At 72.6% G+C, this 27,000-nt stretch carries 20 protein-coding genes and 1 other RNA gene; 16 read left to right on the forward strand and 5 right to left on the reverse strand.

Annotated elements, in window-relative coordinates:
* Positions 1-163 precede the first annotated feature (163 nt).
* Positions 164-4,348, reverse strand: a complete 4,185-nt coding sequence (locus tag IO33_RS0101960; RefSeq protein ID WP_031159380.1) for an FtsK/SpoIIIE domain-containing protein — start codon at positions 4,346-4,348, stop codon at positions 164-166.
* A 301-nt stretch (positions 4,349-4,649) separates the two neighbouring features.
* On the opposite strand from IO33_RS0101960, the gene IO33_RS0101965 reads away from it, so the two are divergent.
* The 4 genes from IO33_RS0101965 to IO33_RS0101980 all read left to right on the forward strand — a co-directional run bounded on the left by IO33_RS0101965 (position 4,650) and on the right by IO33_RS0101980 (position 10,203).
* Entirely contained in the window at positions 4,650-6,341 is a 1,692-nt protein-coding gene (locus tag IO33_RS0101965) for a serine/threonine-protein kinase (protein WP_031159383.1), read from the forward strand.
* Positions 6,342-6,484: 143 nt separating this feature from the next.
* The gene (locus IO33_RS0101970; protein WP_031159386.1) at positions 6,485-7,708 is read left to right on the forward strand and encodes a serine/threonine-protein kinase; all 1,224 of its coding nucleotides are present in this window, start codon (positions 6,485-6,487) and stop codon (positions 7,706-7,708) included.
* 112 nt (positions 7,709-7,820) lie between these two features.
* Positions 7,821-8,927: a peptide chain release factor 2 gene (gene prfB, locus IO33_RS0101975; protein ID WP_031159389.1), complete on the forward strand. Its 1,107-nt coding sequence runs from the start codon at positions 7,821-7,823 to the stop codon at positions 8,925-8,927.
* A 295-nt stretch (positions 8,928-9,222) separates the two neighbouring features.
* The gene (locus tag IO33_RS0101980; protein WP_031159391.1) at positions 9,223-10,203 is read left to right on the forward strand and encodes a hypothetical protein; all 981 of its coding nucleotides are present in this window, start codon (positions 9,223-9,225) and stop codon (positions 10,201-10,203) included.
* A gap of 93 nt (positions 10,204-10,296) precedes the next feature.
* Here the strand turns inward: IO33_RS0101980 and IO33_RS0101985 are convergent, their stop codons facing one another.
* Positions 10,297-10,488: a hypothetical protein gene (locus IO33_RS0101985; RefSeq protein WP_031159393.1), complete on the reverse strand. Its 192-nt coding sequence runs from the start codon at positions 10,486-10,488 to the stop codon at positions 10,297-10,299.
* Between the two features lie 244 nt (positions 10,489-10,732).
* Between IO33_RS0101985 and ftsE the strand changes: the two genes are divergently transcribed.
* From ftsE to ssrA, 5 genes are all read left to right on the forward strand, one after another.
* Positions 10,733-11,422 (forward strand): cell division ATP-binding protein FtsE, encoded by a 690-nt coding sequence (gene ftsE / locus IO33_RS0101990; RefSeq protein ID WP_031159396.1) that lies wholly within the window; start codon positions 10,733-10,735, stop codon positions 11,420-11,422.
* A 33-nt stretch (positions 11,423-11,455) separates the two neighbouring features.
* Complete coding sequence (ftsX, locus tag IO33_RS0101995) at positions 11,456-12,373, forward strand: permease-like cell division protein FtsX (RefSeq protein WP_031159398.1); 918 nt, start codon at positions 11,456-11,458, stop codon at positions 12,371-12,373.
* Between the two features lie 67 nt (positions 12,374-12,440).
* Positions 12,441-13,613, forward strand: a complete 1,173-nt coding sequence (locus tag IO33_RS0102000; protein ID WP_078963246.1) for a S41 family peptidase — start codon at positions 12,441-12,443, stop codon at positions 13,611-13,613.
* An 87-nt stretch (positions 13,614-13,700) separates the two neighbouring features.
* Positions 13,701-14,243, forward strand: a complete 543-nt coding sequence (gene smpB, locus IO33_RS0102005; RefSeq protein WP_031159403.1) for an SsrA-binding protein SmpB — start codon at positions 13,701-13,703, stop codon at positions 14,241-14,243.
* Positions 14,244-14,368: 125 nt separating this feature from the next.
* Positions 14,369-14,737, forward strand: a transfer-messenger RNA (tmRNA) gene (gene ssrA / locus IO33_RS46550).
* 80 nt (positions 14,738-14,817) lie between these two features.
* On the opposite strand, the gene IO33_RS0102010 is transcribed toward ssrA, so the two are convergent.
* On the reverse strand, positions 14,818-16,011 hold the full coding sequence (locus IO33_RS0102010) for an MFS transporter (RefSeq protein ID WP_031159405.1): 1,194 nt from the start codon (positions 16,009-16,011) through the stop codon (positions 14,818-14,820).
* Positions 16,012-16,095: 84 nt separating this feature from the next.
* Here IO33_RS0102010 and IO33_RS0102015 point away from each other — a divergent pair, with 84 nt between their 5' ends.
* From IO33_RS0102015 to IO33_RS0102025, 3 genes are all read left to right on the forward strand, one after another.
* Complete coding sequence (locus IO33_RS0102015) at positions 16,096-17,073, forward strand: LysR family transcriptional regulator (protein ID WP_031159407.1); 978 nt, start codon at positions 16,096-16,098, stop codon at positions 17,071-17,073.
* 139 nt (positions 17,074-17,212) lie between these two features.
* Positions 17,213-18,595: a nitrate/nitrite transporter gene (locus tag IO33_RS0102020; protein WP_031159409.1), complete on the forward strand. Its 1,383-nt coding sequence runs from the start codon at positions 17,213-17,215 to the stop codon at positions 18,593-18,595.
* Positions 18,596-18,681: 86 nt separating this feature from the next.
* Entirely contained in the window at positions 18,682-19,842 is a 1,161-nt protein-coding gene (locus IO33_RS0102025; protein ID WP_031159412.1) for a uroporphyrinogen-III synthase, read from the forward strand.
* A 76-nt stretch (positions 19,843-19,918) separates the two neighbouring features.
* On the opposite strand, the gene IO33_RS0102030 is transcribed toward IO33_RS0102025, so the two are convergent.
* The gene (locus IO33_RS0102030; protein ID WP_107069204.1) at positions 19,919-21,394 is read right to left on the reverse strand and encodes an FG-GAP and VCBS repeat-containing protein; all 1,476 of its coding nucleotides are present in this window, start codon (positions 21,392-21,394) and stop codon (positions 19,919-19,921) included.
* A 117-nt stretch (positions 21,395-21,511) separates the two neighbouring features.
* Positions 21,512-22,030, reverse strand: a complete 519-nt coding sequence (locus IO33_RS0102035) for an anthrone oxygenase family protein (protein WP_245235658.1) — start codon at positions 22,028-22,030, stop codon at positions 21,512-21,514.
* 163 nt (positions 22,031-22,193) lie between these two features.
* Between IO33_RS0102035 and IO33_RS0102040 the strand changes: the two genes are divergently transcribed.
* The 4 genes from IO33_RS0102040 to IO33_RS0102055 all read left to right on the forward strand — a co-directional run bounded on the left by IO33_RS0102040 (position 22,194) and on the right by IO33_RS0102055 (position 26,876).
* Positions 22,194-22,787, forward strand: coding sequence for a CGNR zinc finger domain-containing protein (locus IO33_RS0102040; protein WP_031159419.1), 594 nt, complete (start codon positions 22,194-22,196; stop codon positions 22,785-22,787).
* Positions 22,788-23,034: 247 nt separating this feature from the next.
* Positions 23,035-23,619, forward strand: a complete 585-nt coding sequence (locus tag IO33_RS0102045) for a sigma-70 family RNA polymerase sigma factor (protein ID WP_030167252.1) — start codon at positions 23,035-23,037, stop codon at positions 23,617-23,619.
* A gap of 50 nt (positions 23,620-23,669) precedes the next feature.
* Positions 23,670-24,452: an anti-sigma factor family protein gene (locus tag IO33_RS0102050; protein WP_245235659.1), complete on the forward strand. Its 783-nt coding sequence runs from the start codon at positions 23,670-23,672 to the stop codon at positions 24,450-24,452.
* Positions 24,453-24,512: 60 nt separating this feature from the next.
* A complete protein-coding gene (locus IO33_RS0102055) occupies positions 24,513-26,876 on the forward strand; it encodes a HelD family protein (protein WP_031159427.1) in 2,364 nt (787 codons plus the stop codon).
* Positions 26,877-27,000: the final 124 nt, after the last annotated feature.

Below are 27,000 nucleotides of genomic sequence, written 5' to 3' on the forward strand. Positions count from 1 at the left end.
ACTTCCCCGTTCGTCGTTCTCCGTTGAACGTCAGAACTGTGTCCGTGCGCTCCGGTGTACGCCGGGCCGCACAAGCGCGGCAAGAGCGCCTGCGCCGTCCGGCGGCTCATCGTGACCGGCTCGTGATCAGGGAGGTATGCGTACCGGTTCCGGCTGGTTCCGCTCAGAGCAGCGAGGGAACCTCCGCGGCGGACACCTCCCGCGCCGCCCGCTGCACCGCGCTCGCCAGCAGGGCCAGGTCGGTGGGGCCGTTGCCCAGCTCCCGTACGGGCCGGCGGGCCGGCGGATCGCCCATGCGCTGCCAGTCCAGCGCGACGACCGTGGGCCGCTGGGTCGCGGTGCGCGGGATACGGCCCGTCACCCGGCCGCCCTGGAAACCCACGGCCCGCCCGTCGGCGTACGCCAACCGTCCACGCCCCGGCACCGGCTCGTCCGGCCCCTGCTGCGGGGCGTCGAGCACGGCCCGCAGCGTGGCCCGGCGCGCCGGTTCCGTCTCCGCCGTACGGCCCCCCGTCCCGGCCGCCGCCACCAGATGCACACCCAGCCGCTCGCCGTCCCGGGCCACCGCCTCCAGCGCGCGCATCACCGACCCGGCGGCGGGCCGGCCCGGCGAGCCGAGCGGGGGCGAGACCAGCGCGTCCAGGTCGTCGACGACGACCACGAGCCGGGGCAGCGGCGGTACGGCCTCGGCCTGCCGCCGCGCGGCCGCGCCCGGCCGCAGCCGCAGGGTCGAACTGGGCGGCGCCTCTATGTCACCGTTCGAGGGCGTGCGCTGCGTCACGATCCGGCCCGACACCTCACGCCCCGTGTGCCACTGGGCGAAGTCCGACCGGCCCAGCAGCTCCGCCCGCCGCTTCAGCTCGGTGGCCAGCGACTGGGCGAACTCCCGCATCCGCACCGGGTCGTTGGCGACGAGGTGGGTGGTGACATGGGGTATGTCGGTGCACACCCGCAGGCCCTCGCCGTGCGCCCCACCCGTCCCGACGCCGTCCCGGCCGTCGATCAGCACCACGCCCAGCCGGTCCGGCCGCTCGGCGGCGGCCAGCGAGGCCACCACGGCCCGCAGCAACTCCGTACGACCGCTGCCGGCCGGCCCCTCGATCAGCAGATGCGGTCCGTCGGCCACCAGATCGGCGGTGAGCGGCCCGCGCGGCCCGGCACCGAGCACCGCCCGGGCCCGTCCGCCCAGCGCCTGCGGGTCGTCCGCCGCGTCCGCCCAGCGGGCCATCAGCGACGCCGGGGTGGCCCGGGCCAGCCCCAACTCGTCCAGCAGCCGCGCCGACTGCGGCAGCGGCGTGGCCACGCGGGTGTCCCGCTCGCCGGCCGGGGTGTCCGGCCGCAGCGGTGCCAGCGCCCGCGCGAACCGCTCCGCCCAGGCGGGGGACACGGCGTCGACGGTGGCCGGCGAGCCCGGTCCGACCGGCCCGCCCGGCGCCACCCGCATCAGCTGCAGTGCCGTCGCGACATCGCCGCTGAGCAGCGCCACGGCACCGCAGTGCCGGAACGTCGGCGTCACCGCGCACGCGGCCTCGTACGTCAGGGACACCGGGGAGGCGGGCGAGGCGGGCTCGGTCTCGGCGAGACACACCACATGGATCCCGGCCCGCGGCCCGGCGGACGCGAGCCGCGCCACGGCCTCCCGCAGCGCGGTCCCTCCGGGGTCCCCGTCCACGACGACGACGGTGTAGGGCCCGGGGAACCCGCTGCCTGCGCCGAGCCCGGCGTCCTCCCTGGCCCAGGAAGGGCGGCGGGCGACGTCGCCGGTCCGGGGGGCGGGCGCGGCCGAGGGGTGGCGCCGCGGGGCGGGGTCCCCCGGGCGGGCGGGGCTGAGCTCCGCGGAGACGGGCGCGGGGGCACCGGGCCGGCCGGAGAGGGGGGCCGGGGCCGGGGCGGCGGGGGTTTCGGAGGGGTGTGAGGGGTTGGCGTGGTGACCGGAGCCGAGGGAGGGGCCGGTGGGAGCGCCGGGGATCCCGGCGGGGTGCGCCGGGCTGCCGGGGTGACCGGAGCCGCCGGACGGGTCGCTGTGCGCGGGGGCGTCCGGGAAGGGTCCTGGTGCGGTGGCGCCCGGGCGGATGTGGAGCGTGGCCGCACCGGACGGGTCGCCGGGTGCGGGGGTGCCGTGGACGTTGCTGGGGGCCGGGTGGGTGCCGGGGGTGCCCGGGACGGGGCCTTGTGCGGAGGCTTCCGGGCGGATGTGGGGCTCGGCCGCACCGGACTGGGCGGGGCTGTCCGGGAGCGGGCCCTGTGCGGCGGGGGCCGGGCGGGGGCCGGGTGGGGCGGACGGCCCGCCGGGAGCGGGGGCGGCCGGCGCGGCGCCGGATGCCGGGACGCGGCCGGGGTGGGCCGCGCTTCGGCCGGTCGCCGCGTGGTCCTCCACCCGGCGCAGCAGCTCCTCCGCGCGGGCCGCCGCCTGTTCGCGGTCGTAGGCGAGCAGCAGTCGGCAGTCCTGGCCATGGGCCGGCCGGACGTGCGGGAGCCAGCCCAGCCAGGACCACTCCGCCGTGCGCTCCTCCACGGGACGGGCGCGGTCGGCACTGATCAGCACGATCTCCAGCAGGTCGGGGGAGTGCAGCGCGGCCAGCTGCGCCAGCACCGCGCGGGCCAGCCCGGACAGCCGGGGGCGCGGACCGGCCAGGCCCAGGGCGCCCGCCTCGCGCAGCGCCGCCGTCACGGGCACCGCGGGCAGCAGTCCGGAGCCGTCCGGCGTGCTTCGGTCGGCCGTGCCGAGCCGCACGGTCAGGACCTCCGCATGGTCGGGCCCGCGCTCCCACAGCCGGGGCCCGGGACCGAGCGCCGTCAGCAGCAGCGCCGCCGGATCCGGCCAGGTCTCGGGCTGCTTCCGGGCCAGGGCGGCCGCACCGGCGTCGGCGCGGGAGGCGGGGGCCTCGTACGTCCCGGAGCCGGCGGGCTGCTCCCCGCGCCCGCCGGTCAGCTTGCGCGCCCAGGCACCGAGCCCACGCCGCCGGCCGCCCTGGGGGATGCCGGTGCCCCGCGCCGGGGCGCCTCTGCGGCCGGAAGCGCGCGGATCCTCGCCGGGCTCGGGCCGGCCGCCCGCCGGGCCGTGTTCCGGCGCACCGGCGTACGGCTCCGCGGCCACCGGGTTCGGTCCGCCGACACCGAAGCGCCCGGCATGCGTGTCCGCGCCGCGCCGGTTCTCGATCGCCGGGGCCCCGGCCTGGCCCGGCACCACCCCCGGCTCCCGGCGCCGGTGCTCCAGCCCCCCGCCACCGGAGGCCCCCCACCCGGCGGAGTCGTAGCCGTGCTGACCAGGGCCGACGGGAGGCACCTCCCCGACACCCGCACCCGCCCCACCGGCACCCGCCGACGCCCCACCACGGTCACCAGCGACCGGCCCACCGGCCCAGCCGTCATCCGCCGACGCCGCGCCACCAGGGCCACCCGCGCCTGACGCTCCCTCGATCCCACGTGCCTCACCGGCCCCCGTCGACGCGGCCCACGCCGCACCACGGCCACCAGCGACCGGCCCACCGGCCCAGCCGTCATCCGCCGACGCCGCGCCACCAGGGCCCCCCGCGCCTGACGCTCCCTCGACCCGACGTGCCTCACCGGCACCCGCAGACGGTCCTCCACCCCCGCCGGGGCCACCCGACGGCGATGCCTGCGCGGCAGGCGCGGGCGGGAACCCGGATCCAGACCCGGGCCCCGACACACCCCCACCCGCAGACGCTTCCCGGACCACCCGAAGGCACCCCTCACCGTCGGAGACCACCCGCGCCCCCGGGCCCCCGGACGGAGCAACCCGCAGCGCGGACTCGCCGACCCGCAGCAAGCCCCCCGCAGGGAACCGCACCGGACGCGAGTCCACCCGCACCCCGTCCAGCGTCGTCCCGTTCGTGGAGTCGAGGTCGGCGACCGAGACGCGCCCGTCCGCTCCGACGGTGACCGCGCAGTGCAGCCGGGACACGTCGGGATCGTCCAGCGGTACGTCCGCCTCGGCCGAGCGGCCCACGGTGATCCGGCCGCCGTGCAGCAGATGGACCCCGCCCGCGTCCGGGCCCGCGACGACACGCAGCTGGGTCGGTGCGTCGGCCGGTCCGGGATGCGGCTCGGCGGCCGCCGGGGCGCCCAGGGACAGCACGGCGCCGTCGACCAGGGGAGGCTCGCCGAGGGTGCAGCGGCGCGGGTCGAGCCGTTCGGGGCCGGCGTACAGCACGACGGAGGTGTTGGAGGCGTCGCGGCCCTCCCCGGTGACCGCACCGGCCAGCGCCGAGACGACCGCGGCCAGCTCCGTGCCCGTGGGCGCCGTGACCAGCACGTCGCGGCTTGCGGCGCGGCCCCGCTGCGGGGACGGGCCCAGCGGGTCTACGACGGTCAGCCGGATCTGCATCCCCACCCCAACACGAGCACGTCGGCCAGTACTGAAAGGCATCCTCGCACCTGCCACTGACAGCGTGCCCGGAACCCGATGACAAGTGATCTTGATTGGTCGGCTCTGCCCCCAAAAGTGCCTGACCATGAGGCCACGGGCGATCACTTGAGATCGGTCACGTCCGGTCCGGGCAACCAGCGGACCGGGACGTGCGTCTTTCCGTCGAGCCCCTGACGCCCCCGAGAGCGGCACTACAGTGGGTCGGAACAAGCGGAATGCAGGCAAGCAAGCATCAGCAAGCAATCAGGGAGCGCGTGACGTGCGGCCAGTCGGCAGCAAGTACCTGCTTGAGGAGCCGCTCGGACGCGGCGCCACGGGCACCGTCTGGCGTGCCCGCCAGCGCGAGACCGCGGGCGCCGAGGCGGCCGTACCCGGGCAGCCCGGCGAGACGGTCGCGATCAAGGTCCTCAAGGAGGAGCTGGCGAGCGATCCGGACATCGTGATGCGCTTCCTGCGTGAGCGCTCCGTCCTGCTCCGCCTGACCCACCCGAACATCGTCCGGGTCCGCGACCTGGTCGTCGAGGGCGACCTGCTGGCGCTGGTCATGGACCTCGTCGACGGCCCCGACCTGCACCGCTACCTGCGCGAGAACGGCTCCTTCACACCGGTCGCCACCGCGCTGATGACCGCGCAGATCGCCGACGCGCTGGCCGCGAGCCACGCCGACGGCGTCGTCCACCGCGACCTGAAGCCCGCCAACGTCCTGCTCATGCAGCAGGACGGCCAGATGCACCCGATGCTGACCGACTTCGGCATCGCCCGCCTCGCCGACTCCCCGGGCCTGACCCGCACCCACGAGTTCGTCGGCACGCCCGCGTACGTGGCACCGGAGTCCGCCGAGGGCCGCCCGCAGACCTCCGCCGTCGACATCTACGGCGCCGGCATCCTGCTGTACGAACTGGTCACGGGCCGCCCGCCGTTCTCCGGCAGCACCGCGCTGGAGGTCCTGCACCAGCACCTGAGCGCCGAGCCGCGCCGCCCCTCCACCGTCCCGGACCCCCTGTGGACGGTCATAGAGCGGTGTCTGCGCAAGAACCCCGACGAACGGCCGAGTGCCGAGAACCTCGCGCGCGGTCTCAGGGTGGTCGCCGAGGGCATCGGCGTGCACGCCAACCCGGCGCAGATCGCCGCGGCCGAGGGCGTCGGCGCGCTGCTCGCGCCGGACCCGGACCCGGCCGCCGTCCCGGGTGCGCCCGGCGCCGCCGACCCCACCCAGGTGCTGCCGTCGAACGCGCCGCGGGGGGCGTACGACCCGAACGCCGCGACCAGCGTCCTGCCGCACACCGGCGGCCCGGTCGGCGCGGCCGACCCCACCGCCGTCCTGCCGAACACGGGCGCGGCGGACCCGACGGCGGTGCTGCCGAACACGGGCCCGCAGGGGCAACAGCCCGAGCAGCCGCACCCCTGGCAGAGTCAGCTGGCCGCGGCCCGCGACCGCAACGAGCAGACGCAGGTCCAGCAGTTCCTGTCCCCGGAGGACGACCCGCTGCGCCACCGGCCCCAGCGGCAGGTCGCCCGGCCCCAGCAGCAGCCGCGCCAGGCTCCGCAGCCCCGCCCCCAGCAGCCGCAGCCGCGTGGCCGGCAGCAGGGGTACCAGCAGGGGTACGGCTACGCGCCCCAGCAGCCCCACCAGCCGCAGCAGTACGCCCCGCCGCAGCAGCCGCAGCGGTACGCGCCCCCCGCTCCGGAGCCCCAGCGGCCCGCGCGCGAGCCCCGCGCGCCGCGGCAGCGCAGTGCCAACCCGATGAAGATCCCGGGGCTCGGTTGCCTGAAGGGCTGCCTCTTCACGATCGTCATCCTGGTCGTGGCGAGCTGGCTGATCTATGAGCTGACCCCGCTGCACACCTGGATCGGCCAGGGCCGCAGCTACTGGCACGAGGTCACCCACTGGGTCCACCAGACCAGCAAGTGGATCAAGGATCTGAGCGGTTCCTCCGGTGGCGGCAACTGAGCGGACCGCACACACGAACCCGCGGTAACAGACCGCGAGTTTGCGGATTTGTCGACATCTGGCGGGTGATTTCCGTCTCCGCGGTGAAGGTTGGCTCGCCGGACGCGTAGTTTTAACGACAACACGCGTCTGTAGGAGCAGCCTTGGCACGGAAGATCGGCAGCCGGTACACCGCCAACCAGATCCTGGGGCGGGGCAGCGCCGGCACGGTGTGGCTGGGCGAGGGGCCGGAGGGCCCCGTCGCCGTCAAGCTGCTGCGCGAGGACCTCGCCTCCGACCAGGAGCTGGTCGGACGCTTCGTCCAGGAACGCACCGCGCTGCTCGGCCTGGAACACCCGCACATCGTCACCGTGCGCGACCTGGTGGTCGACGGCAACGACCTGGCCCTGGTCATGGACCTCGTGCGCGGAACGGACCTGCGCACCCGCCTGGAGCGCGAGCGGCGGCTCGCCCCCGAGGCGGCCGTGGCGATCGTCGCCGACGTCGCCGACGCGCTGGCGGCCGCCCACGCGGCCGGGGTCGTGCACCGGGACGTCAAGCCGGAGAACGTGCTCCTCGACATGCAGGGCCCGCTCGGCCCTGGCGGCGCGCACCCGGCGCTGCTCACCGACTTCGGCGTCGCCAAGCTGATCGACTCGCCCAAGCGGACCCGGGCCACGAAGATCATCGGCACGCCGGACTATCTGGCCCCGGAGATCGTCGAGGGCCTGCCGCCGCGCGCGGCCGTGGACATCTACGCCCTCGCGACGGTCCTGTACGAGCTGCTGGCGGGCTTCACCCCCTTCGGTGGCGGTCACCCCGGCGCGGTGCTCCGGCGCCACGTCACCGAGACCGTCGTACCGCTGCCCGGTATCCCCGAGGAGCTGTGGCAGCTGATCGTGCAGTGCCTGGCCAAGGCGCCCGCCTCCCGGCTGCGCGCCTCGGAGCTGGCGGCGCGGCTGCGCGAGCAGCTGCCGACGCTGACCGGGATGCCGCCGCTGGACGTGGACGAGCCGGACCCCTCCGAGGAGGCCGCCGAGGAGCCCGCGCCGTCGGCTCCGCAGGGCGAGCCGGTACGGCGGCGGGGGGCGGTGTCCCTCGTGCCCGGTGCCAAGCCGGACTCCAACCGGGACACGCACACGTCGATGCGGGTGCCGGCGCCGGACGAGCTGGCGGGCGGCGCGCACGGCACCGCTCGCGCGCCCCGGGCCAGCGGTGCGCCGCGGCCGGGGTCGGCCCGGCACAAGGCCGCGGTGCGGCGCCGGAGGGTGACCCTGGGAGTGGCCGGGGTGGTCCTGGCCGCCGTCGTGGGCGTCGGCGCGTGGTTCGCCTCTTCCGACGGGGACGACCACCCGGCGCCGGCCACCCACAGCACCTCGACGCCGTAACCGTCGTAACCCGCACGCCGACGCCGTGACCAAGGGCTTCCCGCCCGCCCGTCGGCCTTGGTCGGCAGGGAGGCGGGCCGGACCGCTTGCCGTAGCCGTTACGCTGGAAGGCGTGGCAGTCGTCGATGTATCCGAAGAGCTGAAGTCCCTCTCCTCGACCATGGAGTCGATCGAGGCCGTCCTGGACCTCGACCGGATGAGGGCAGACATCGCCGTGCTCGAGGAGCAGGCGGCCGCGCCGTCCCTCTGGGACAACCCGGACGAGGCGCAGAAGATCACCAGCAAGCTCTCCCACCTCCAGGCCGAGGTCAGGAAGGCGGAGGCGCTGCGCGGCCGGATCGACGATCTCGCCGTCCTCTTCGAGATGGCCGAGGAGGAGGACGACCCGGACACCCGCGCCGAGGCCGAGTCCGAGCTGACCGCCGTGAAGAAGTCGCTGGACGAGATGGAGGTCCGTACCCTCCTGTCCGGCGAGTACGACTCCCGTGAGGCGCTCGTCAACATCCGCGCCGAGGCCGGTGGCGTCGACGCCGCCGACTTCGCCGAGAAGCTGCAGCGCATGTATCTGCGCTGGGCCGAGCAGCGCGGCTACAAGACCGAGCTCATCGAGACGTCGTACGCCGAAGAGGCCGGCATCAAGTCGACCACCTTCTCCGTGCAGGCGCCGTACGCCTACGGCACCCTCTCCGTCGAGCAGGGCACGCACCGCCTGGTGCGCATCTCGCCCTTCGACAACCAGGGCCGCCGCCAGACCTCCTTCGCGGGCGTCGAGGTGCTCCCCGTCGTCGAGCAGTCCGACCACGTCGAGATCGACGAGTCCGACCTGCGGATCGACGTCTACCGCTCCTCCGGCCCCGGCGGCCAGGGCGTCAACACGACCGACTCCGCGGTCCGCATCACGCATCTCCCCACCGGAATCGTGGTCTCCTGCCAGAACGAGCGCTCGCAGATCCAGAACAAGGCCACGGCGATGAACGTCCTGCAGGCCAAGCTGCTGGAGCGGCGCCGCCAGGAGGAGCAGGCCAAGATGGACGCCCTCAAGGGCGACGGCGGCAACTCCTGGGGCAACCAGATGCGGTCCTACGTCCTGCACCCGTACCAGATGGTCAAGGACCTGCGCACCGAGTTCGAGGTCGGCAACCCCGAGGCCGTGTTCAACGGTGAGATCGAGGGCTTCCTGGAGGCCGGTATTCGCTGGCGCAAGCAGCAGGAGAAGTAACTTTGTCGACAGGACAACTGCCGCCCGAGAGGCGGCAGTTGTCTTTTTGTCTGGGTTTTACGTCACACTCACAGACGCCAACTTCCCCCAAACGCCACCTCACCGGACATCGCGCCCGCAACGGCCTTGACGTTGCTTTGAAAAATCGGAAGGGTGAGGCGCGGCATGCGTACATCTGGGGCGCATGTGAACCGGGGGATCGAGACGCGTACTTCGTCGCCAGCTGCCTCCGTCGATCACGGCACCGCCCCACGCGCCGCCTCATTGACGAACAGCTACTGGGGGTAGCAACCATATGACGAAGAAGACGCGGGTCCGGGTCGCGCGGATAGCCGCCGGCGCCGTGATCGCGGCCGGTGCGTCACTGACCGCAGCCGGCGCGGCGTCCGCCCTGGACTTCGATGTCCAGGCGGGCCCGATCAGCCTGGGTGCGCACACGAACACCGCGGACGACGGCGGCTGCCCGATCGCGATCTGCACCGGCGACAACGGTGGCACGGGCGACAACGGTGGTACCGGTGACAACGGTGGCACGGGCGACAACGGTGGTACCGGTGACAACGGCGGTACTGGCGACAACGGCGGTACCGGCGACAACGGCGGCAACGCCTCCGGCGACGCCACCATCGGCGGCGTCATCGCTGGCACCGACGGTGGTACCGGTGACAACGGTGGCACTGGCGACAACGGTGGTACCGGCGACAACGGCGGTACTGGCGACAACGGTGGTACTGGCGACAACGGTGGTACTGGCGACAACGGTGGTACTGGCGACAACGGTGGTACCGGCGACAACGGTGGCACTGGCGACAACGGTGGTACCGGCGACAACGGTGGTACCGGCGACAACGGTGGTACCGGCGACAACGGTGGTACCGGCGACAACGGTGGTACCGGCGACAACGGTGGTACCGGTGACAACGGCGGGACCGGTGACAACGGCGGGACCGGTAACAACGGCGGGACCAGCACCGGCACCTCCGGTGGCGGTGACACGGGTGGTCACAGCACCGGCGGCGGCTCCAGCACCGGTGGCAACAACGACACCCCGCAGGGCGGCAACAACAACGCCTCGCAGGACGAGGGCTCCTCGGAGCTCACCGACACCGGCTCGGACACCCAGGCTCAGGGCAAGGGCAACGGCAAGCAGCTCGCCGAGACCGGTGCCGGCCAGACCGCGTTCCTGCTCATCGGTGCCGCGACGATGATCGCCGGCGGCATCGGCTTCCGTGTCCTGCCGCGTCTGGCCAACGGCCGCGGCGGCGCTGCGGCCTGAGCGTAACCCTGCGGTCACGCTGCGCGCGCAGCACGCACACGTAAGGGCCCGGAGCTCGGCGCTCCGGGCCCTTACGGGTTTCTCAGACTTTTCTCACACCGTCTGGTGCGCCAGCAGCGCCACCGCGGCGACCAGCATCGCCAGCAGCGCGATCAGCGCCATCGGGTTCACCCCGCCCAGGAAGCCTTCTTGCTGCAGTCGCTCGCGGTTGGCACGGCACACCGGGCACCGGCCCTCGCTCACGGGCGCCGCGCAGTTCGCGCACACCAACCGGTCGTACGTCATGCGCTCGCCCTCCTTGCACCGGTCATCACTTCTACAACGCTCACGGGAACGGGAACGTTCCCCCCTCCACTGTGCCAGGTTCGCGCAGCGCGTGCGCGGGGCCTCGAAGAGAGGGCCCAGGACAGGCGCCGGGTGCCGGTACAAAAACGCACAAGCCTTACCCAACCCCGACCTGCGACTGCACTTGCAGACCCGGTTCGCGTATGGTCACGCTCATCTACCCCCGGCGACCCGTGGTGCATCCGTGATCCGATTCGACAACGTCTCCAAGGTCTACCCCAAGCAGACCCGCCCCGCACTCAGGGATGTCTCCCTAGAGGTGGAGAAGGGCGAGTTCGTCTTTCTCGTGGGGTCCTCCGGCTCCGGAAAGTCCACCTTCCTGCGGCTCGTCCTCCGTGAAGAGCGGTGCAGCCACGGCCAGGTGCACGTACTGGGCAAGGACCTCGCGCGTCTCTCCAACTGGAAGGTGCCGCAGATGCGCCGCCAGCTGGGGACCGTGTTCCAGGACTTCCGGCTCCTGCCGAACAAGACCGTCGCGGAGAACGTGGCCTTCGCCCAGGAGGTCATCGGCAAGTCCCGCGGCGAGATCCGCAAGTCCGTGCCGCAGGTGCTCGATCTCGTCGGGCTCGGCGGCAAGGAGGACCGGATGCCGGGCGAGCTGTCCGGTGGTGAGCAGCAGCGCGTGGCCATCGCGCGGGCCTTCGTCAACCGGCCCAAGCTGCTCATCGCCGACGAGCCCACCGGCAACCTCGACCCGCAGACCTCCGTCGGCATCATGAAGCTGCTCGACCGCATCAACCGGACGGGCACCACCGTCATCATGGCGACACACGATCAGAACATCGTGGACCAGATGCGCAAGCGCGTCATCGAGCTGGAGAAGGGCCGCCTAGTCCGCGACCAGGCCCGCGGCGTCTACGGCTACCAGCACTAAGCAAGTTCACGACGAAAGGCTCGACCAGACGCCATGCGCGCCCAGTTCGTCCTGTCGGAGATCGGTGTCGGTCTCCGCCGCAACCTGACGATGACCTTCGCCGTCATCGTCTCCGTCGCCCTGTCCCTGGCCCTCTTCGGCGGCTCGCTGCTGATGAGCGACCAGGTGAGCACCATGAAGGGCTACTGGTACGACAAGGTCAACGTCTCGATCTTCCTGTGCAACAAGCACGACGCCGACTCGGACGTCAACTGCGCCAAGGGCGCGGTCACCGAGGACCAGAAGAAGCAGATCCAATCGGACCTGCACAAGATGACGGTCGTCGAGAAGGTCACCTACGAGTCGCAGGACGAGGCGTACAAGCACTACAAGGAGCAGTTCGGCAACTCCCCGCTGGCCAGTTCGCTCACGCCGGACCAGATGCAGGAGTCGTACCGGATCAAGCTCAAGGACCCGCAGAAGTACCAGGTCATCGCCTCCGCCTTCAACGGGCGCGCCGGTGTGCAGTCCGTGCAGGACCAGAAGGGCATCCTGGACAACCTCTTCACGCTGCTGAACCTGATGAACCGGGGCGCGCTCGGCGTGATGGCGCTGATGCTGGTCGTCGCCCTGCTGCTGATCGTCAACACGGTGCGCGTCTCGGCGTTCAGCCGTCGGCGTGAGACCGGGATCATGCGACTGGTCGGCGCCTCGGGCTTCTACATCCAGGCGCCGTTCATCGCCGAGGCCGCGGTCGCCGGACTCATCGGCGGCGGGCTCGCCTGCGTGGCCCTGGTGGTCGGCCGGTACTTCACGATCGACCACGGCATGGCCCTGTCCGCCAAGCTCACGCTCATCAACTTCGTCGGCTGGGACGCGGTGTTGACCAAGCTGCCGCTGATCCTCGCCACGAGCGTGGTGATGCCGTCGCTGGCGGCGTTCTTCGCGCTGCGCAAGTACCTGAAGGTGTGACGCACGCCAAGAGGGTCGTACGGGCATCCGGCCGTACGGCCCTTCGCGTTGTCCTAGACTCACCGCCATGTCAGGCCGAGACCTGTTCTGTCCGCCCCGTCGCGTCCGCCGCGGGGCCGCCCTGACATTGGTCTTCGCCGGCGTCCTGGTCACCGGCGCCGCCACCGGGTCCTTCCCGGAGACCGGCACCCCCCTGCGTGAGGCCGCCGCCGGGCCGGCGCCCGCGGCCACCCGGCACGAGGCCGTGCAGAAGGCCGCCGCCGAGGCGATGGCCGACGGCAAGTCCCCGATGGAGGCCGCCGAGCGGGCCGTCAGCCGCAGTGGGGACCGCTGGGGCGCCGTCTACTCCGAGGGCGAGTACCAGGAGTTCCAGGACGCCCTCGACGGCCGGTACACCGGCGTCGGACTGTGGGCGCGCAGCGACCGGGACGGCCGGATCGAGGTGACCCGGGTGCAGCCCGGCTCGCCGGCCGCCGAGGCCGGGGTCCGCAGGGGCGACCGGCTGCGCAGCGTCGACGGCAGCAAGGTCGACGGGCGGCCGGTCACCGAGGTCGTCTCCTTACTGCGCGGCGACGCCGACGACGCGGCCGCCGGTACGACCGTCACCCTGGGCCTGGAGCGCGGCACGCGCGCGTGGACCGAGAAACTGCACCGGGCCAGCCTGTCCACCGATTCCGTGGCGGTGAGCAGACTGCCCGGCGGGGTCACCGTCATCAAGATCTCCGCGTTCACCAAGGGCACCGGGGGCGCCGTCCGCACCGCGGTACGGCAGGCCCCGGCCGACACCGGGATCGTCCTCGACCTGCGCGGCAACTCCGGCGGCCTGGTCACCGAGGCGGTGGAGACCTCCTCCGCCTTCCTCGACGGCGGCCTGGTCGCCACCTACGACGTCGACGGCGCCCCGTGCTCCCTGCACGCCGACCCCGGCGGCGACACCTCCCGGCCGCTGGTCACCCTGGTCGACGGCGGCACGATGAGCGCGGCCGAACTGCTCACCGGCGCCCTGCAGGACCGGGGCCGCGCGGTGGTGATCGGCTCGCGCACCTTCGGCAAGGGCTCCATCCAGATGCCGACGAAACTCCCCGACGGCTCGGTGGCCGAGCTGACCGTCGGCCACTACCGCACCCCCTCGGGTCACGCCGTCGACGGCCGGGGCATCACCCCCGACCTGGAGGCGGCGCCGCGGGAGGCCCTGCCGAGGGCGCAGACGGTCCTCACGGGCCTGGGCGACCCCTCCTAGCTAGTCACACCCCGTGCGGCGCTCCGTAATCGGCTGTACTCACACCCCCTGTGTGGTGCGAAAATGGTCGGCACTATGAGCAAGGGAATGTACGTACCGAAGGAGTCCCAGCCCAAGCAGGGCAGCGGGGCCGCGAAGGCCAGGGACGGCGAGAAGGGCGGCAAGCGCAAGATCGTCGCCCAGAACAAGAAGGCCCGGCACGACTACGCGATCGTCGACACCTACGAGGCCGGGCTCGTGCTCACCGGCACCGAGGTCAAGTCGCTGCGCGAGGGACGGACCTCTCTGACCGACGGCTTCGTCCAGGTCGACCGGGGTGAGGCGTGGCTGCACAACGCCCACATCCCCGAGTACCACCAGGGCAGCTGGACCAACCACTCCGCGCGCCGCAAGCGCAAGCTGCTGCTGCACCGCGAGGAGATCGACAAGCTGGAGTCGAAGTCTCAGGAGACGGGTCACACGATCGTGCCCCTGGCCATCTACTTCAAGGACGGCCGGGCGAAGGCCGAGATCGCGCTCGCACGGGGCAAGAAGGAGTACGACAAGCGCCAGACGCTGCGGGAGAAGCAGGACCGGCGGGAGTCGGACCGGGCGATCGCGGCGGCGAAGCGGCGGCAGCGAGGCGTCTAGCCGGGCCGCCGGGAATAAGCTGGCATCGGCGTGCGTTGGTCACGTACGATGGCACCGCACTCCACAGAGGGTGCACGCCCCCTCTTCGGAGGGATCGAACTGTTGTAAATTAAATACAGCAACATGGGGATGATCGGTTTCGACAGCGGCTGTCGAAGCAGGGGAAGCGTGTCGAGGAAGCGGCAATGATCTCGTAAACCATATGTCGCAAAAAATAATCGCCAACACCAAGCGCGATTCCTTCGCCCTCGCTGCCTAAGTAGCGACTTGCGAAGTGTCAGCCCGGGGCTGTTCCCGACCCGGATCCTGGCATCAGCTAGGGGACTAAACCTTGATCCCGGTCACGGGGTGAAGAGGGAAACCAAACAGTGACTGAGCCCGTCGGCGACTTGTTCGCGTGATCGCCGGGGCTGAGAAAAGCGAAGCGGACTGCACACGGAGAAGCCCTGATTCCGCACCGTTGGACGCGGGTTCGATTCCCGCCATCTCCACCAAGCCCCTCCGGGGGTTCACCCCATGTGGGCAAGGCCCCGTCGCTTCCGAGCGGCGGGGCCTTCGCCATGGGGACCCGGCCCTAGGGGCGTACCCCGCCGGCGCGGGTGAGCCAGGCCAGTCCCCATGCGAGGGCGGCGGCGGTCACCGGTACGGCGTACCCGAGCGTGGGGGACAGGTGCTCCGCCGCCCAGCCCCCCGTCGCCGAGCCGCAGGCGATCCCCGTGAGCAGGGTGGTCACCACCAGGCTCATCCCCTCGTTGAGGCGGTCCGCCGGGGTCCGCCGCTGCACCAGCGTCATCGCCGTCACCATCGTCGGCGCCGTCGCCATCCCCGCCACCAGCAGCGCCCCCGCCAGCACCGGAAGGGACCGGGTGGCGGCCGCGAGCCAGGGCAGCGTCATCAGCACGGCCATGGCCGCCAGACACCAGGAGAAGCGCACCCGCGCCCGCTCCCGCGCCCCGTACACCAGCCCCGCCACACACGAGCCCGCCGCCTGCAGCGCGAGGACCGCGCCGGCCGCCGTGCGGTGTCCCTGCGCGTCGACGTACGCGATCGTGACCACCTCCATCGAGCCGAACACCGCGCCGGTCGCGAGGAAACAGGCCAGCAGCGGCGGGATGCCCGGGCTGCGCAGCGGCGAGGGCGCCTGCGAACGGGCCCGCGGCGGCGGCTCGGTGGCCCGCTGCGCGGTGAACAGCAGCATGCCGGCCAGCAGCAGCACGGCACCCACGAGCGTGCCCGCCTCCGGGAAGAACGTGCCGGTGAGGAAGGCGGCCAGCACCGGGCCGAGCATGAAGCACAGCTCGTCCGCGGCCTGCTCGAAGGAGTTCGCGGTGTGCAGCGCGCCGGGGTCGGCACGCAGCAGATGCGCCCAGCGGGCGCGGGACAGGCCGCCGATGTTCGGGGTGGCCGCGGTGCCGGCGTACGCGGCGAACAAGGTCCAGTCCGGGGCGCCGTAGCGTACGCACAGCAGCAGCGCGAGGCTGCCGAGCACGGACGCGAGCGTGGCCGGTACGGCCACCCGGGCCTGCCCGTGCCGGTCGACGAGCCGGGCGATCCACGGCCCGGCCACCGCGGTCGCCGCGAGACCGGTCGCGGTGACGGCACCGGCCAGCGCGTACGACCCCCGCGACCCGGCGATCATCACGACGGCGCTCACGCTGAACATGCCCATGGGCAGCCGGGCGAGGAGGTTGCCGGCGGTGAAGGCGCGGGTGCCGGGCAGGGCGAAGAGGCGGCGGTAGCCGCCGGCGGTGGGTATGACGGAGGGCATGGACCCACCCTCGCCCCGAGTGGATCAAGGGGTCCAACACCTTCCGGACGCCAATTCACGCACCTGTGTTGTAAGTTCCCTGCCATGCCCGCTCCCGCCCACGTCGATCCCCGTCTCCTGCGTGCCTTCGTCACCGTCGCCGAGGAGTTGCACTTCACCCGTGCCGCGGCCCGCCTGTACGTCGCCCAGCAGGCACTCAGCCGGGATGTGCGGCGGCTGGAGCGGGAGTTGGGCGCGGAGCTGTTCGTGCGGACGACCCGGCAGGTGACGCTGACCGCGGACGGCGCACGGCTGCTGCCGCACGCCCGGCGGGTCCTCGCCGCCGAGGACGACCTGCTCGCCGCCTTCGCCCCCGGCCAGTCGCGCCCGCTGCTGGTGGACCTCAACTCGCCCGGCCTGGCCACCGGCCGCCGGGTACTGCGCCGGGCCCGTGAACTCGCCCCCGACTGCGAGCTGATGGCCCGTTACGAGAGCGGCCTGACCGGAGCCGCCGCCGAACTGCTGGCCGGCCGGCTGGACGCCTCCTTCGGCCGGTTCGCCGGCCTGGACCCGGCGCTGCGGTCCGCGCTGGAGCAGCAGCCGGTGCGCTACGAGCCGATGGCCGTCGTCCTGCCCGAGGACCATCCGCTGGCCGCCCTCCCCGAGGTACCGCTGGCCGCGCTGGCCGGCGAGACGGTGTACGCCGGTGCCGGGAACCCGCGCACCGGGGAGTGGACCGACCTGGCCTGCCGGCTCTTCGAGGGGCGCGGCATCCGGCTCGCCGCCCCCCTTCCGCTGGCCGTCGGGGACGAGGAGTTCGAGCGGATCATGGCCAAGACCCGTCATCCGGTGCTGGCCGTGGTGGACTTCCCGGCCCTGCCCCGCACGGTTCGCCGGCCCCTCGTCGATCCCGTCCCGCTGTCGCCGGTCTCCCTGGTGTGGCGGAAGGGGCTGGCCCATCCCGCGCTGGACGCGCTGCGCCGGGCGGCGGCCGAGCTGGCCCGGGCGCACGGCTGGCTGCGGCGGCCCGCCGAGGGATGGATTCCAGCCGTCGACGGTGAGGTCATGCGCAGCGCGGGATGACCCTCACCGGGCGCCGGATCCCCGAGTGAGAGCAAAGTTCCCTCGCGGTCACCCACAGCCACAGGCAGGAAACGCGCCCTCCCTACCTTCGGGCTCAGTCAGTCGTACGGCAGAGCAGCCCGGATCCCGTGGAGGCGTGATGACAGCTCCAGCTCCAGCCCCAGCCCCAACCCGTCGCAGTGGCCGCTGGATCGAGCGCTGGGACCCGGAGGACGAGGGGTTCTGGAAGGAGGGCGGGGAGCGGACCGCCAACCGGAACCTCTGGTTCTCGGTGCTCTCCGAGCACATCGGCTTCTCGATCTGGACCATGTGGTCCGTCCTGGTCCTCTTCATGGGCCCGGAGTACGGCCTCACCCCCGCCGACAAGTTCCTGCTGACCTCGGTGGTCACGCTCGTCGGCGCAGTCGTCCGCGTGCCCTACACCTTCGCCGTCGCCGTCTTCGGCGGCCGCAACTGGACGGTGATCTCGGCGGGCCTGCTGCTCGTCCCGACGGTCGCCGCGTTCACCGTGATGAAGCCGGGTACGTCCTTCACCACGTTCCTCCTGGTCGGGCTCCTGGCCGGGATCGGCGGTGGCAACTTCGCCTCGTCCATGACCAACATCAACGCCTTCTTCCCGCTGCGGAAGAAAGGCTGGGCACTGGGTCTCAACGCGGGCGGCGGCAACATCGGCGTGCCCGTCATCCAGCTCGTCGCCCTCGCGGTCATCGGCGCGAGCGGCGGCCCGCGCGTGCTGCTCGGCATCTACATCCCGCTGATCGTCGTGGCCGCCGTGTGCGCCGCCTCCTTCATGGACAACCTGGCGACGGTGAAGAACGACACCGGCGCGGCCAAGGACGCCGCCCGGGACGCCCACACCTGGATCATGTCGTTCCTCTACGTCGGCACCTTCGGCTCCTTCATCGGCTACAGCTTCGCCTTCGGCCAGGTCCTGACGATCCAGTTCGGCCGCACCCCGCTCCAGGCGGCCTACCTCACGTTCATCGGCCCGCTGCTCGGCTCCCTGATCCGCCCCCTCGGCGGCCGGCTCGCCGACCGGTACGGCGGCGCCCGCATCACCCTGTGGAACTACGTCGGCATGGCCGCCGCGACGGGCGTCCTGATCGTCGCGAGCACCCAGAAGTCGCTGCCGGTGTTCGTGTCCGTCTTCGTCGTCCTGTTCGTGCTCAGCGGCCTCGGCAACGGCTCGACGTACAAGATGATCCCGGGCATCTTCCAGAACAAGGCCCTGGCCAAGGGCCTGACCGGGGAAGCGGCCGTGGCCCACGGCCGTCGCCTGTCCGGTGCCTCCATGGGCCTGATCGGCGCGGTCGGCGCACTCGGCGGCGTCGGCATCAACCTCGCCTTCCGCCAGTCCTTCCTGTCCTACGGCACCGGCACCGGAGCGTTCGTCGCCTTCCTCGCCTTCTACGCCCTCTGCTTCGCGGTGACGTGGGCCGTATACCTTCGCCGCCCGGCGGGGCAGGCTGTGACAGTGGCGGCTTCGGAGACGAAGACGCAGCTCAGCTACGCGGAAGTGTGACGTAACACCGGGGACATCAAGCCGAACCGAGCCTGTCACGCGCCGTTGACAGGCTCGCTCGGCGTGCCGGTCAGCTAGGAGAGCCCATGTACGACGAAGAGCAGCAACCCGGAGCCCCCGAGCACGGTCCGCTCGCGGGATTCACCGTGGGCGTCACCGCCGCGCGCCGGGCCGACGAGCTGGGCGCCCTGCTCCAGCGGCGCGGTGCCGCCGTCCTGCACGCCCCCGCCCTGCGCATCGTGCCGCTCGCCGACGACAGTGAACTCCTCGCCGCCACCAAGGAGATCATCGACCAGGTGCCGGACGTGGTCGTGGCCACCACGGCGATCGGCTTCCGGGGCTGGATCGAGGCCGCCGACGGCTGGGGGCTCGGCGAGCACCTGCTCGGGCGGCTGCGCGGCGCGGAGCTGCTGGCCCGGGGCCCCAAGGTCAAGGGGGCGATCCGGGCGGCCGGTCTGACGGAGGAGTGGTCGCCCTCCTCGGAGTCCCTGGCCGAGGTGCTGGACCGGCTCCTGGAGGAGGGCGTCGACGGGCGCCGTGTCGCCGTCCAGCTGCACGGTGAGCCGCTCCCGGGATTCGTCGAGTCCCTGCGGGCCGGCGGGGCGGAGGTCGTCCCGGTGCCGGTGTACCGCTGGATGCCCCCGGAGGACATCACCCCGCTGGACCGCCTCCTGGACGCCACCGTCAACCGGTCCCTGGACGCCCTCACCTTCACCAGCGCCCCGGCCGCCGCGTCCCTGCTGACCCGCGCCGAGGACCGGGGCCTCCTGCCCGAGCTGCTGTCGGCCCTGACCCACGACGTCCTGCCGGCCTGCGTGGGCCCGGTGACCGCCCTCCCCCTGCAGGCGCACGGCGTGGACACGGTCCAGCCGGAGCGCTTCCGTCTGGGCCCCCTCGTCCAACTCCTCTGCCAGGAACTCCCGGCCCGCGCCCGCGCCCTGCCGGTCGCCGGCCACCGGGTGGAGATCCGGGGCCACGCGGTCCTCGTCGACGGCGCCCTGAAGCCGGTCCCGCCGGCGGGCATGGCGTTGTTGCGGGCGCTGTCCAGGCGCCCGGGCTGGGTCGTCCCCCGAGCGGACCTCCTGCGCGCGCTGCCGGGCGCGGGCCGCGACGAACACGCGGTGGAGACGGCGATGGCCCGCCTGCGCACGGCCCTCGGCGCACCGAAGCTGATCCAGACGGTGGTCAAGCGGGGCTACCGGCTGGCGCTGGACCCGGCGAGCGACGCGAAGTACGCGGACGCGTAGCGGTCGGCGAAGGCCGGCCCGCCCAGGCGTCCGCGTACTCCCGCGCGAGGCGACGCGGCGGCAGCGCGCCGGACGGTCAGCCGGTGAACACGCCGAACTCGTTCCCGGCCCACGCGAGCCGGGAGTCGACCGGAGGCTTCACCACGCGGGTGGGCGTGCTCCCGGCGACCTTGCCGTCCTTCGTCCCGACCGACCACACCTCAGGCGTGTCCGCCTGGACCGGCAAGGTGATCTCGGGCTGCCTGTCCCCGTTCAGGTCGGTGATCCTGAGCAGGTGGGGGATGCGGTAGACGCCGGCGGGGCGGGGCAGGCCGGCCGCGTCGTAGCCGTAGAACGCGGCACCCGTGCCGGTCACCCCCTTGGCCGAACCCTTGAGCACGTACATGCCGCCCCCGCTGATGTAGCAGTGTTCGCAGGTGGGGTGCCGCTCGCCGGGGGCGCCGACCACCAGATCGGCGTAGCCGTCCCGGTCGAGGTCGCCCGCGGCGATGTCGGCGCCGAAGTTGTCCTCCGCCTCCACGCCGCCCGGGATGCCGGTGCTGTCCTCGGTGAACGCCTTGGTGCTGCGGTTCTCGTCCACGCCGCCAAAGGCGCCATAGCTGATCTGGATCCGGCCCGCGCGGCGCTCGGCGCCCGTCTCGTACGCCGGGTCGCCCACCGCGATGTCGCCGTACCCGTCCTTGTCGAAGTCGGCGATCGCGACGCTCTCGCCGCCCGGGACGGTGGCCGCGGTCCGGCGCAGCCCGGACGCGCCGCCGAGCAGCACCCGGCCCCGCCTGCGGTTCTCGCCGAGCACCACGAGGTCGTCGGTGGCGCCCTTGTTGATCCGGCCCACGGCCAGCCGCTTCTGGGCGCCGCCGTAGAGGAACGAGGCGCCCACGTCCACCGGCTGGACGGAGGCGGGCGAGCCGTCCGCCTTGAAGGGGCCCCGGAACAGGCGGATCGACGTGGAGTAGCCGACGATCAGGTCGGTCTTCCCGTCTCCGGTGAAGTCGCCGGTCTTCAGCACCGCGCCGAACCCGGGCGCCGTGTCGCCGCCGGGCATCCGGGTGCCGCCCTTGAGGCCGGTGGGGCTGCCCCAGAGCAGGGTGACCTCGTCGACGTTCTGGGAACGCGAGGCGACCGCGAGGTCCGCGTAGCCGTCGCCGTTGAAGTCGCCGTTGGCGAGCGTCCGGCCGAACCGGTGGTCCTGCCCCGCGTCGCCCGGCACGCCGGGGCTGTTCTGGGTGACGGCCTTCAGGCCGGTCTTCTGGGCGCCGTACTTCGAGCCGTACGAGACAGTGACGTAACCGGCGTTCAGGGCCTTGGCGGGGTTCCCGTCCGGGCCGGAGACGTTGACCGCGCCGTCCGGGGCGCCGATCGCGAGGTCGTGGTACCCGTCACCGTTGAAGTCGTCGGCGTACCGGGTGGGCGCGGGACCCGTGGTGGTGGCGGCCCGGGCCTGGGTGCCGGTGGAGACCAGCAGGCCCCCGGTGAGAGCCGTGATCGTCGTGGCCGCGGCGGCGATCACGACGGCGTGACGGAGGTGGCTGCGCACGTCCGTTCCCCCCATGTGAGAACTCTGAGAACTCGGTTGATTGCATCCGGGAGACCTCTGACGGGCCAGAACGGTTGTGCGGATCTTTGCGTCCGCCCGGCACGGGTCGCGCGCGTGGTCGCCGGGTCCCGGCTACGCGGAGCGGCCGGGACGGCCGTGCAGCGTCAGCGCACGGGCCAGGAGGCCCAGCGCCAGCGTCGAGCCCAGCGCCCGCACCACGTTCCACGCCACCCAGGGGCCCTCGAAGTGCGCGCGCAGAGCGGAGGGGGCGCCGTTCGCGGCAAGGGCGTTGTTCAGCGGGATGTTGAACGCCATCGTGACGAGGAAGACCAGGGCGTACGACAGCAGGGCCGCCCGGACCCAGCGGGCGCAGGGGGTCCGGCGCAGTTGCCACGCCGACCATCCCGTCAGCAGCGGCGCCCCCATGAAGCTCAGGAAGAACACCGGGTTCTGGATGACGGAGTCGATGTTCCGCATGACCTCGACGTACGTCCGGTCGTCGCTGCGGGCCAGGGCCGGCATCACCGCGCAGGCGAAGATGTAGAAGACCCCGGCGCTCAGGCCCGTGGTGACCGTGGCCGCGATCAGCACGGCGGTCCCCGCCGGTGCCGTCCTCGCCGTCGTCGTGCGTGTGTGCGTCGTGTGCGTCATGTCTCCAGCCAACCGGGGCCCACCGCTGCCGGACATGGCCGAGGCGCGCGGTTCCATGCGTGTGCGTCCAGGCCGGCGCGGTACGAGGGGTTCCGGCCGGGGCCCCGGGCGGGCACTGTGAAGAGGAGAGCCCCTCGCTTCCTGCCTAGGCGGTGACAGGCACATGGCACTGGGTACGGCCACGCCCGCGTACGAGCTGCGGTTCGACGCCGGACGGATCTGTCTGGACCTGCTCGCGACCACGCATCCGATCGAACGGCTCGACAGCGTCGAGGCGTTGCGCGCGTGGATCGACGGGGCCGGCCTGGTGCCGCGGGGCGCGGCGCTCGGTCACGCCGACGCCTCCTGGCTCGTGGGGTTCCGGGAACTGCGCGTCCATATCGGGCAGTTGGTGCGCGGCCCCCGGGTGCCGGACACGTCCTCGTACGCGCGGGCGCTCGGGCGGGTCAACGAGGCCGCCCGCGCCGCCCCTCCGCCCCTGCGTGCCGTGCGCGGCGAAGGTGGCGCGCTGGTCCGCGAGCTGGTGGAACCGCCCGGTTGCGCGGGGCTGCTCGCGCTCCTCGCGCGGGACGCCGTGGAGTTGCTCACCGACCCCCTGGCGCGGGCGGCCGTGCGGGAGTGCGAGGGTGACAACTGCCCGCTCGTGTACCTGGACACCTCCCGGGGGCGGCGCCGGCGGTGGTGCTCCAGCGAGGTCTGCGGGAACCGGGAGCGGGTGGCCCGGCACCGGCGCCGGGCCGCGCTGGCGCGCGCCTGAGGGGCCCGGGAGCCGCCGCGCGCGGAGTGATTTCTGTAACACCAGGTTTCGTTGCTGTCTACACGGGTATTTTCCGTCACCCCCGGCGATGTGTCGGAAATGCAAAGATCACGCGGTGGGAATGTGTGCGCATGTCCCGCTCGTCACGTCACCCCGAAGAAAACTGTCACCTGCGTTTGAACACCTCAGCACTCCCTTCCGTACGGGTGGGCGAGCGACCGACTGGGGGAACCCCCGGACACCGGAGGTGGGCGTGCGCAAGGATGCGGCCGTGGCCAATGAACGTGGATCGAGGGCCCGACATCGCATGTCCTCACAGCCCTCGGAACCAGATGAGGAGCTGATGCGTGCGCTGTATCGCGAGCACGCCGGACCTCTGCTCGCGTATGTCCTTCGGCTGGTCGCCGGTGACCGCCAGCGCGCCGAGGACGTCGTACAGGAAACGCTCATCCGTGCCTGGAAGAACGCCGGTCAGCTCAATCGGGCGACCGGTTCGGTACGCCCCTGGCTGGTGACGGTCGCACGCCGCATCGTCATCGACGGCCACCGCAGCCGGCAGGCCCGGCCGCAGGAGGTCGATCCGTCGCCGCTGGAGGTCATCCCCGCGGAGGACGAGATCGACAAGGCGCTGTGGCTGATGACGCTGTCGGACGCGCTCGACGACCTGACCCCGGCCCACCGGGAGGTCCTCGTCGAGACGTACTTCAAGGGGCGTACGGTCAATGAGGCAGCCGAGACGCTGGGTATCCCCAGTGGCACGGTGCGGTCTCGGGTGTTCTACGCCCTGCGATCGATGAAGCTGGCACTGGAGGAGCGGGGGGTGACGGCGTGATGAGCAGTGGTTACGGGGGGATGCAGGGATTCGGTGCAGGTGGTCCGGGTATGTCTGGGCCTATGAGCCCCCCATCGGGATCTTCGGTGCCGAGTGAGCACGAGACCGTCGGCGCCTACGCCCTCGGGATCCTCGACGACGCCGAGGCGACCGCTTTCGAAGCGCACCTCGCCGGTTGCGAGTGGTGCGCCCAGCAGCTGGACGAGCTGGCCGGGATGGAGCCGATGCTGGCCGCGCTCGCGGACCTGCCGGGCTCCGGCAGCACTCCCGCGATCGGCGACTCGCTGTCCGCCAAGCCCAGTCCGCGACTGGTGGAGAAGCTGGTCGACGAGGTCGCCGAGAAGCGCGCCCAGAAGCGCAGGCGCAGCTTCTACATGATCGCGGCCGCGGCTGCCCTGATCATCGCCGGTCCGCTGGCGGCGGTCGCCGTCAACAGCGGCTCGGGCGGCGGCGGAGACCAGGTCGCGGCGTCCACCGCCCAGACCACGTTCTCCGCCATGCCCGACAAGAAGTCGGCCACGGACCCGTCGTCCCAGGTCAGCGCGACCGTCGGCATGGCGCAGAAGGACTGGGGCACCCAGGCGGTCCTGGAGCTGAAGAACGTCAAGGGCCCCCTGAAGTGCTCGCTCGTGCTCGTCGCGAAGAACGGCCAGCGGGTGACGATGTCCTCCTGGTCCGTGCCGAACTGGGGCTACGGCATCCCGGACGGGACGACCCCGGAGTCCAAGAAACCGCTCTACATCGGCGGAGCGGCGGCCTTCAAGCCCAACGAGATCGACCACTTCGAGGTGGTGACCTTCGAGGGCAAGAAGCTGGTCCAAGTAGACGCGTAGCTTCCACGGGTCCCCTTCGCGTACGGTTGACGGCTGCCCAGCACGTCAGAAGGGGGCCCGGTGGCCGCTCAGGTTCAGCAGTCCGCGGTCGGCTCGGTGCACGACGGACATGATTCCGTGCGTGACCGGGAGATCAGCGTCGAACAGGAACACCTGGACCGGGTGTACCGGCGGCTGGAAGAGAAGATCCACGAAGCCGAGTTCCTGATGAACGACGCGGCCAAGCGCGGCCAGGTCGGCACCCCGGGCGCGCTGGCCGAGCGCGACGCGCAGGTCTTCCGGGCCGGCATCCACCTGAACCGCCTCAACAACGAGTTCGAGGACTTCCTCTTCGGCCGTATCGACCTGCTCCTCGGCAAGGACGGCAAGAAGGGGCCCGACGGCGCCTACACCGCCGTGGAACCGGCCGAAGGCGCCGTGCGGGACGACAACACCGCCGACATCGCCGAGACCCTGCACATCGGCCGCATCGGCGTCCTCGACCAGGACTACGCGCCGCTGGTCATCGACTGGCGGGCACCCGCCGCCGCGCCCTTCTACCGGGCCACGCCGGTGGATCCCGGACGGGTCGTACGGCGCCGGGTCATCCGGTCCAAGGGGCGCCGCGTCCTCGGCGTCGAGGACGACCTGATGCGCCCCGAGCTGACCGCCCGCCTCGACGGCCGCGAGCTGCCCGTCATCGGCGACGGCGCCCTCATGGCCGCCCTCGGCCAGGCCCGCAGCCACACCATGCGGGACATCGTCTCCTCCATCCAGGCCGAGCAGGACCTGGTCATCCGCGCCCCCGCCGCCTCCATCACCTACGTCGAGGGCGGCCCCGGCACCGGGAAGACCGCCGTCGCCCTGCACCGCGCCGCCTACCTGCTCTACCAGGACCGCAGACGCTACGCGGGCGGCATCCTGATCGTCTCGCCGACCCCGCTGCTCGTGGCCTACACCGAGGGCGTGCTGCCCTCGCTCGGCGAGGAGGGCCAGGTCGCGATCCGCGCGATCGGCTCACTCGCCGTGGACACCGTCGGCGCCGAGGCCACCCTCTACGACTCCCCGTCCGTGGCCCGCGCCAAGGGCTCCTACCGGATGCTGAAGGTGCTGCGGAAGGCCGCCAGGGGCGCGCTGGAGCTGGGCCCGGCCGGCCCGGCCGCCCAGAGCGAGGACGGCGCACCGCGGGCCGTCGACGGCCCTCCCACCCGGCTCCGCGTCGTCGCCTTCGGCCGCCGCCTGGAGCTGGAGGCACAGGAACTGGAACGCGTCCGCCGTAGCGCCCTCGGCGGCACCGCGCCCGTCAACCTGCTGCGCCCGCGCGCCCGCAAGCTGCTCCTGGACGCCCTGTGGGCCAAGTCCGGCGCGGCCGCCCGGCACGCCGACCCCGAGCTGGCCGCCGAGCTGCGCGCCTCCTTCGACGAGGACGTCACCGGCGAGGACCCCTTCATCGCCTTCCTGGACGCCTGGTGGCCCGAGCTGACGCCGAAGACGGTGCTCGCCGCGATGGCCGACGAGAGACGGCTCGGCCGCTGGGCCCGCCGGATCCTCAATCCCGGCGAGGTCCGCAAGGTGGCCCGGTCGCTCCAGCGCGACGGCCACTCCGTGCACGACATCGCCATGCTGGACGAGCTGCAGGCCGTCCTCGGCGCCCCGGCCCGCCCGAAGAAGCGGCGCGAGCTGGACCCGCTGGACCAGCTCACCGGGCTGGAGGAACTGATGCCGGTGCGCGAGGAGACCCAGCGGGAGCGGGCCGAGCGCCTCGCCCAGGAGCGCACCGAGTACGCGCACGTCATCGTGGACGAGGCACAGGACCTCACGCCGATGCAGTGGCGCATGGTCGGCCGCCGCGGCCGGCACGCCACCTGGACGGTCGTCGGTGACCCGGCCCAGTCCTCCTGGTCCGACCCGGACGAGGCGGCCGAGGCCCGCGACGAGGCCCTCGGCAGCCGCCCGCGGCGCCGTTTCCAGCTCACCGTGAACTACCGCAACCCCGCCGAGATCGCCGAGCTGGCCGCCAAGGTGCTGGCGCTGGCCATGCCCGGCTCAGAGGCGCCCACCGCCGTGCGGTCCACCGGGATCGAGCCGCGCTTCCGTGTCGTGCGGCAGGGCCTGGAGCGGACCGTGCGGGCCGAGGCCGAGCGGCTGCTGGACCTGGTGGACGGCACGGTCGGCGTGGTCGTCGCCATGAACCGGCGCGAGGAGGCTCGGCGCTGGCTGGCCGGGCTCGGCGACCGGGTGGTGGCGCTGGGCAGCCTGGAGGCCAAGGGCCTGGAGTACGACGCGACCGTGGTCGTCTCGCCGGCGGAGATCGCCGACGAGTCCCCGGCCGGCCTGCGCGTGCTGTACGTGGCGCTGACCCGGGCCACGCAGCAGCTGACGGTGGTGTCGGGGGAGCGGGACGAGCCGGACGCGGCCGGGGTGCCGGATCTGCTGAGGGACTGACTTTCCGGTGAACTCCCCGCGGGGGGAATGGTCCCCGGCATCCGTTTGTTAGCCTGATTACGGCACCGGCTCGATCCAAGCCCCCGGGCCCAACCTTCGTCCCTGAGAGGGACCACTTGCCGCG

The organism is Streptomyces durhamensis (genome assembly GCF_000725475.1).
GTDB lineage: Bacteria > Actinomycetota > Actinomycetes > Streptomycetales > Streptomycetaceae > Streptomyces > Streptomyces filipinensis.

Excerpts from the sequence above, each read along its gene's own strand:
- IO33_RS0101960 (WP_031159380.1), bottom strand. The coding sequence starts at position 4,348 with ATGCAGATCCGGCTGACCGTCGTAGACCCGCTGGGCCCGTCCCCGCAG.
- IO33_RS0101980 (WP_031159391.1), top strand. The coding sequence starts at position 9,223 with ATGACGAAGAAGACGCGGGTCCGGGTCGCGCGGATAGCCGCCGGCGCC.
- IO33_RS0101985 (WP_031159393.1), bottom strand. The coding sequence starts at position 10,488 with ATGACGTACGACCGGTTGGTGTGCGCGAACTGCGCGGCGCCCGTGAGC.
- ftsX (WP_031159398.1), top strand. The coding sequence starts at position 11,456 with ATGCGCGCCCAGTTCGTCCTGTCGGAGATCGGTGTCGGTCTCCGCCGC.
- IO33_RS0102000 (WP_078963246.1), top strand. The coding sequence starts at position 12,441 with ATGTCAGGCCGAGACCTGTTCTGTCCGCCCCGTCGCGTCCGCCGCGGG.
- smpB (WP_031159403.1), top strand. The coding sequence starts at position 13,701 with ATGTACGTACCGAAGGAGTCCCAGCCCAAGCAGGGCAGCGGGGCCGCG.
- IO33_RS0102010 (WP_031159405.1), bottom strand. The coding sequence starts at position 16,011 with ATGCCCTCCGTCATACCCACCGCCGGCGGCTACCGCCGCCTCTTCGCC.
- IO33_RS0102015 (WP_031159407.1), top strand. The coding sequence starts at position 16,096 with ATGCCCGCTCCCGCCCACGTCGATCCCCGTCTCCTGCGTGCCTTCGTC.
- IO33_RS0102020 (WP_031159409.1), top strand. The coding sequence starts at position 17,213 with ATGACAGCTCCAGCTCCAGCCCCAGCCCCAACCCGTCGCAGTGGCCGC.
- IO33_RS0102025 (WP_031159412.1), top strand. The coding sequence starts at position 18,682 with ATGTACGACGAAGAGCAGCAACCCGGAGCCCCCGAGCACGGTCCGCTC.
- IO33_RS0102030 (WP_107069204.1), bottom strand. The coding sequence starts at position 21,394 with ATGGGGGGAACGGACGTGCGCAGCCACCTCCGTCACGCCGTCGTGATC.
- IO33_RS0102035 (WP_245235658.1), bottom strand. The coding sequence starts at position 22,030 with ATGACGCACACGACGCACACACGCACGACGACGGCGAGGACGGCACCG.
- IO33_RS0102040 (WP_031159419.1), top strand. The coding sequence starts at position 22,194 with ATGGCACTGGGTACGGCCACGCCCGCGTACGAGCTGCGGTTCGACGCC.
- IO33_RS0102050 (WP_245235659.1), top strand. The coding sequence starts at position 23,670 with ATGTCTGGGCCTATGAGCCCCCCATCGGGATCTTCGGTGCCGAGTGAG.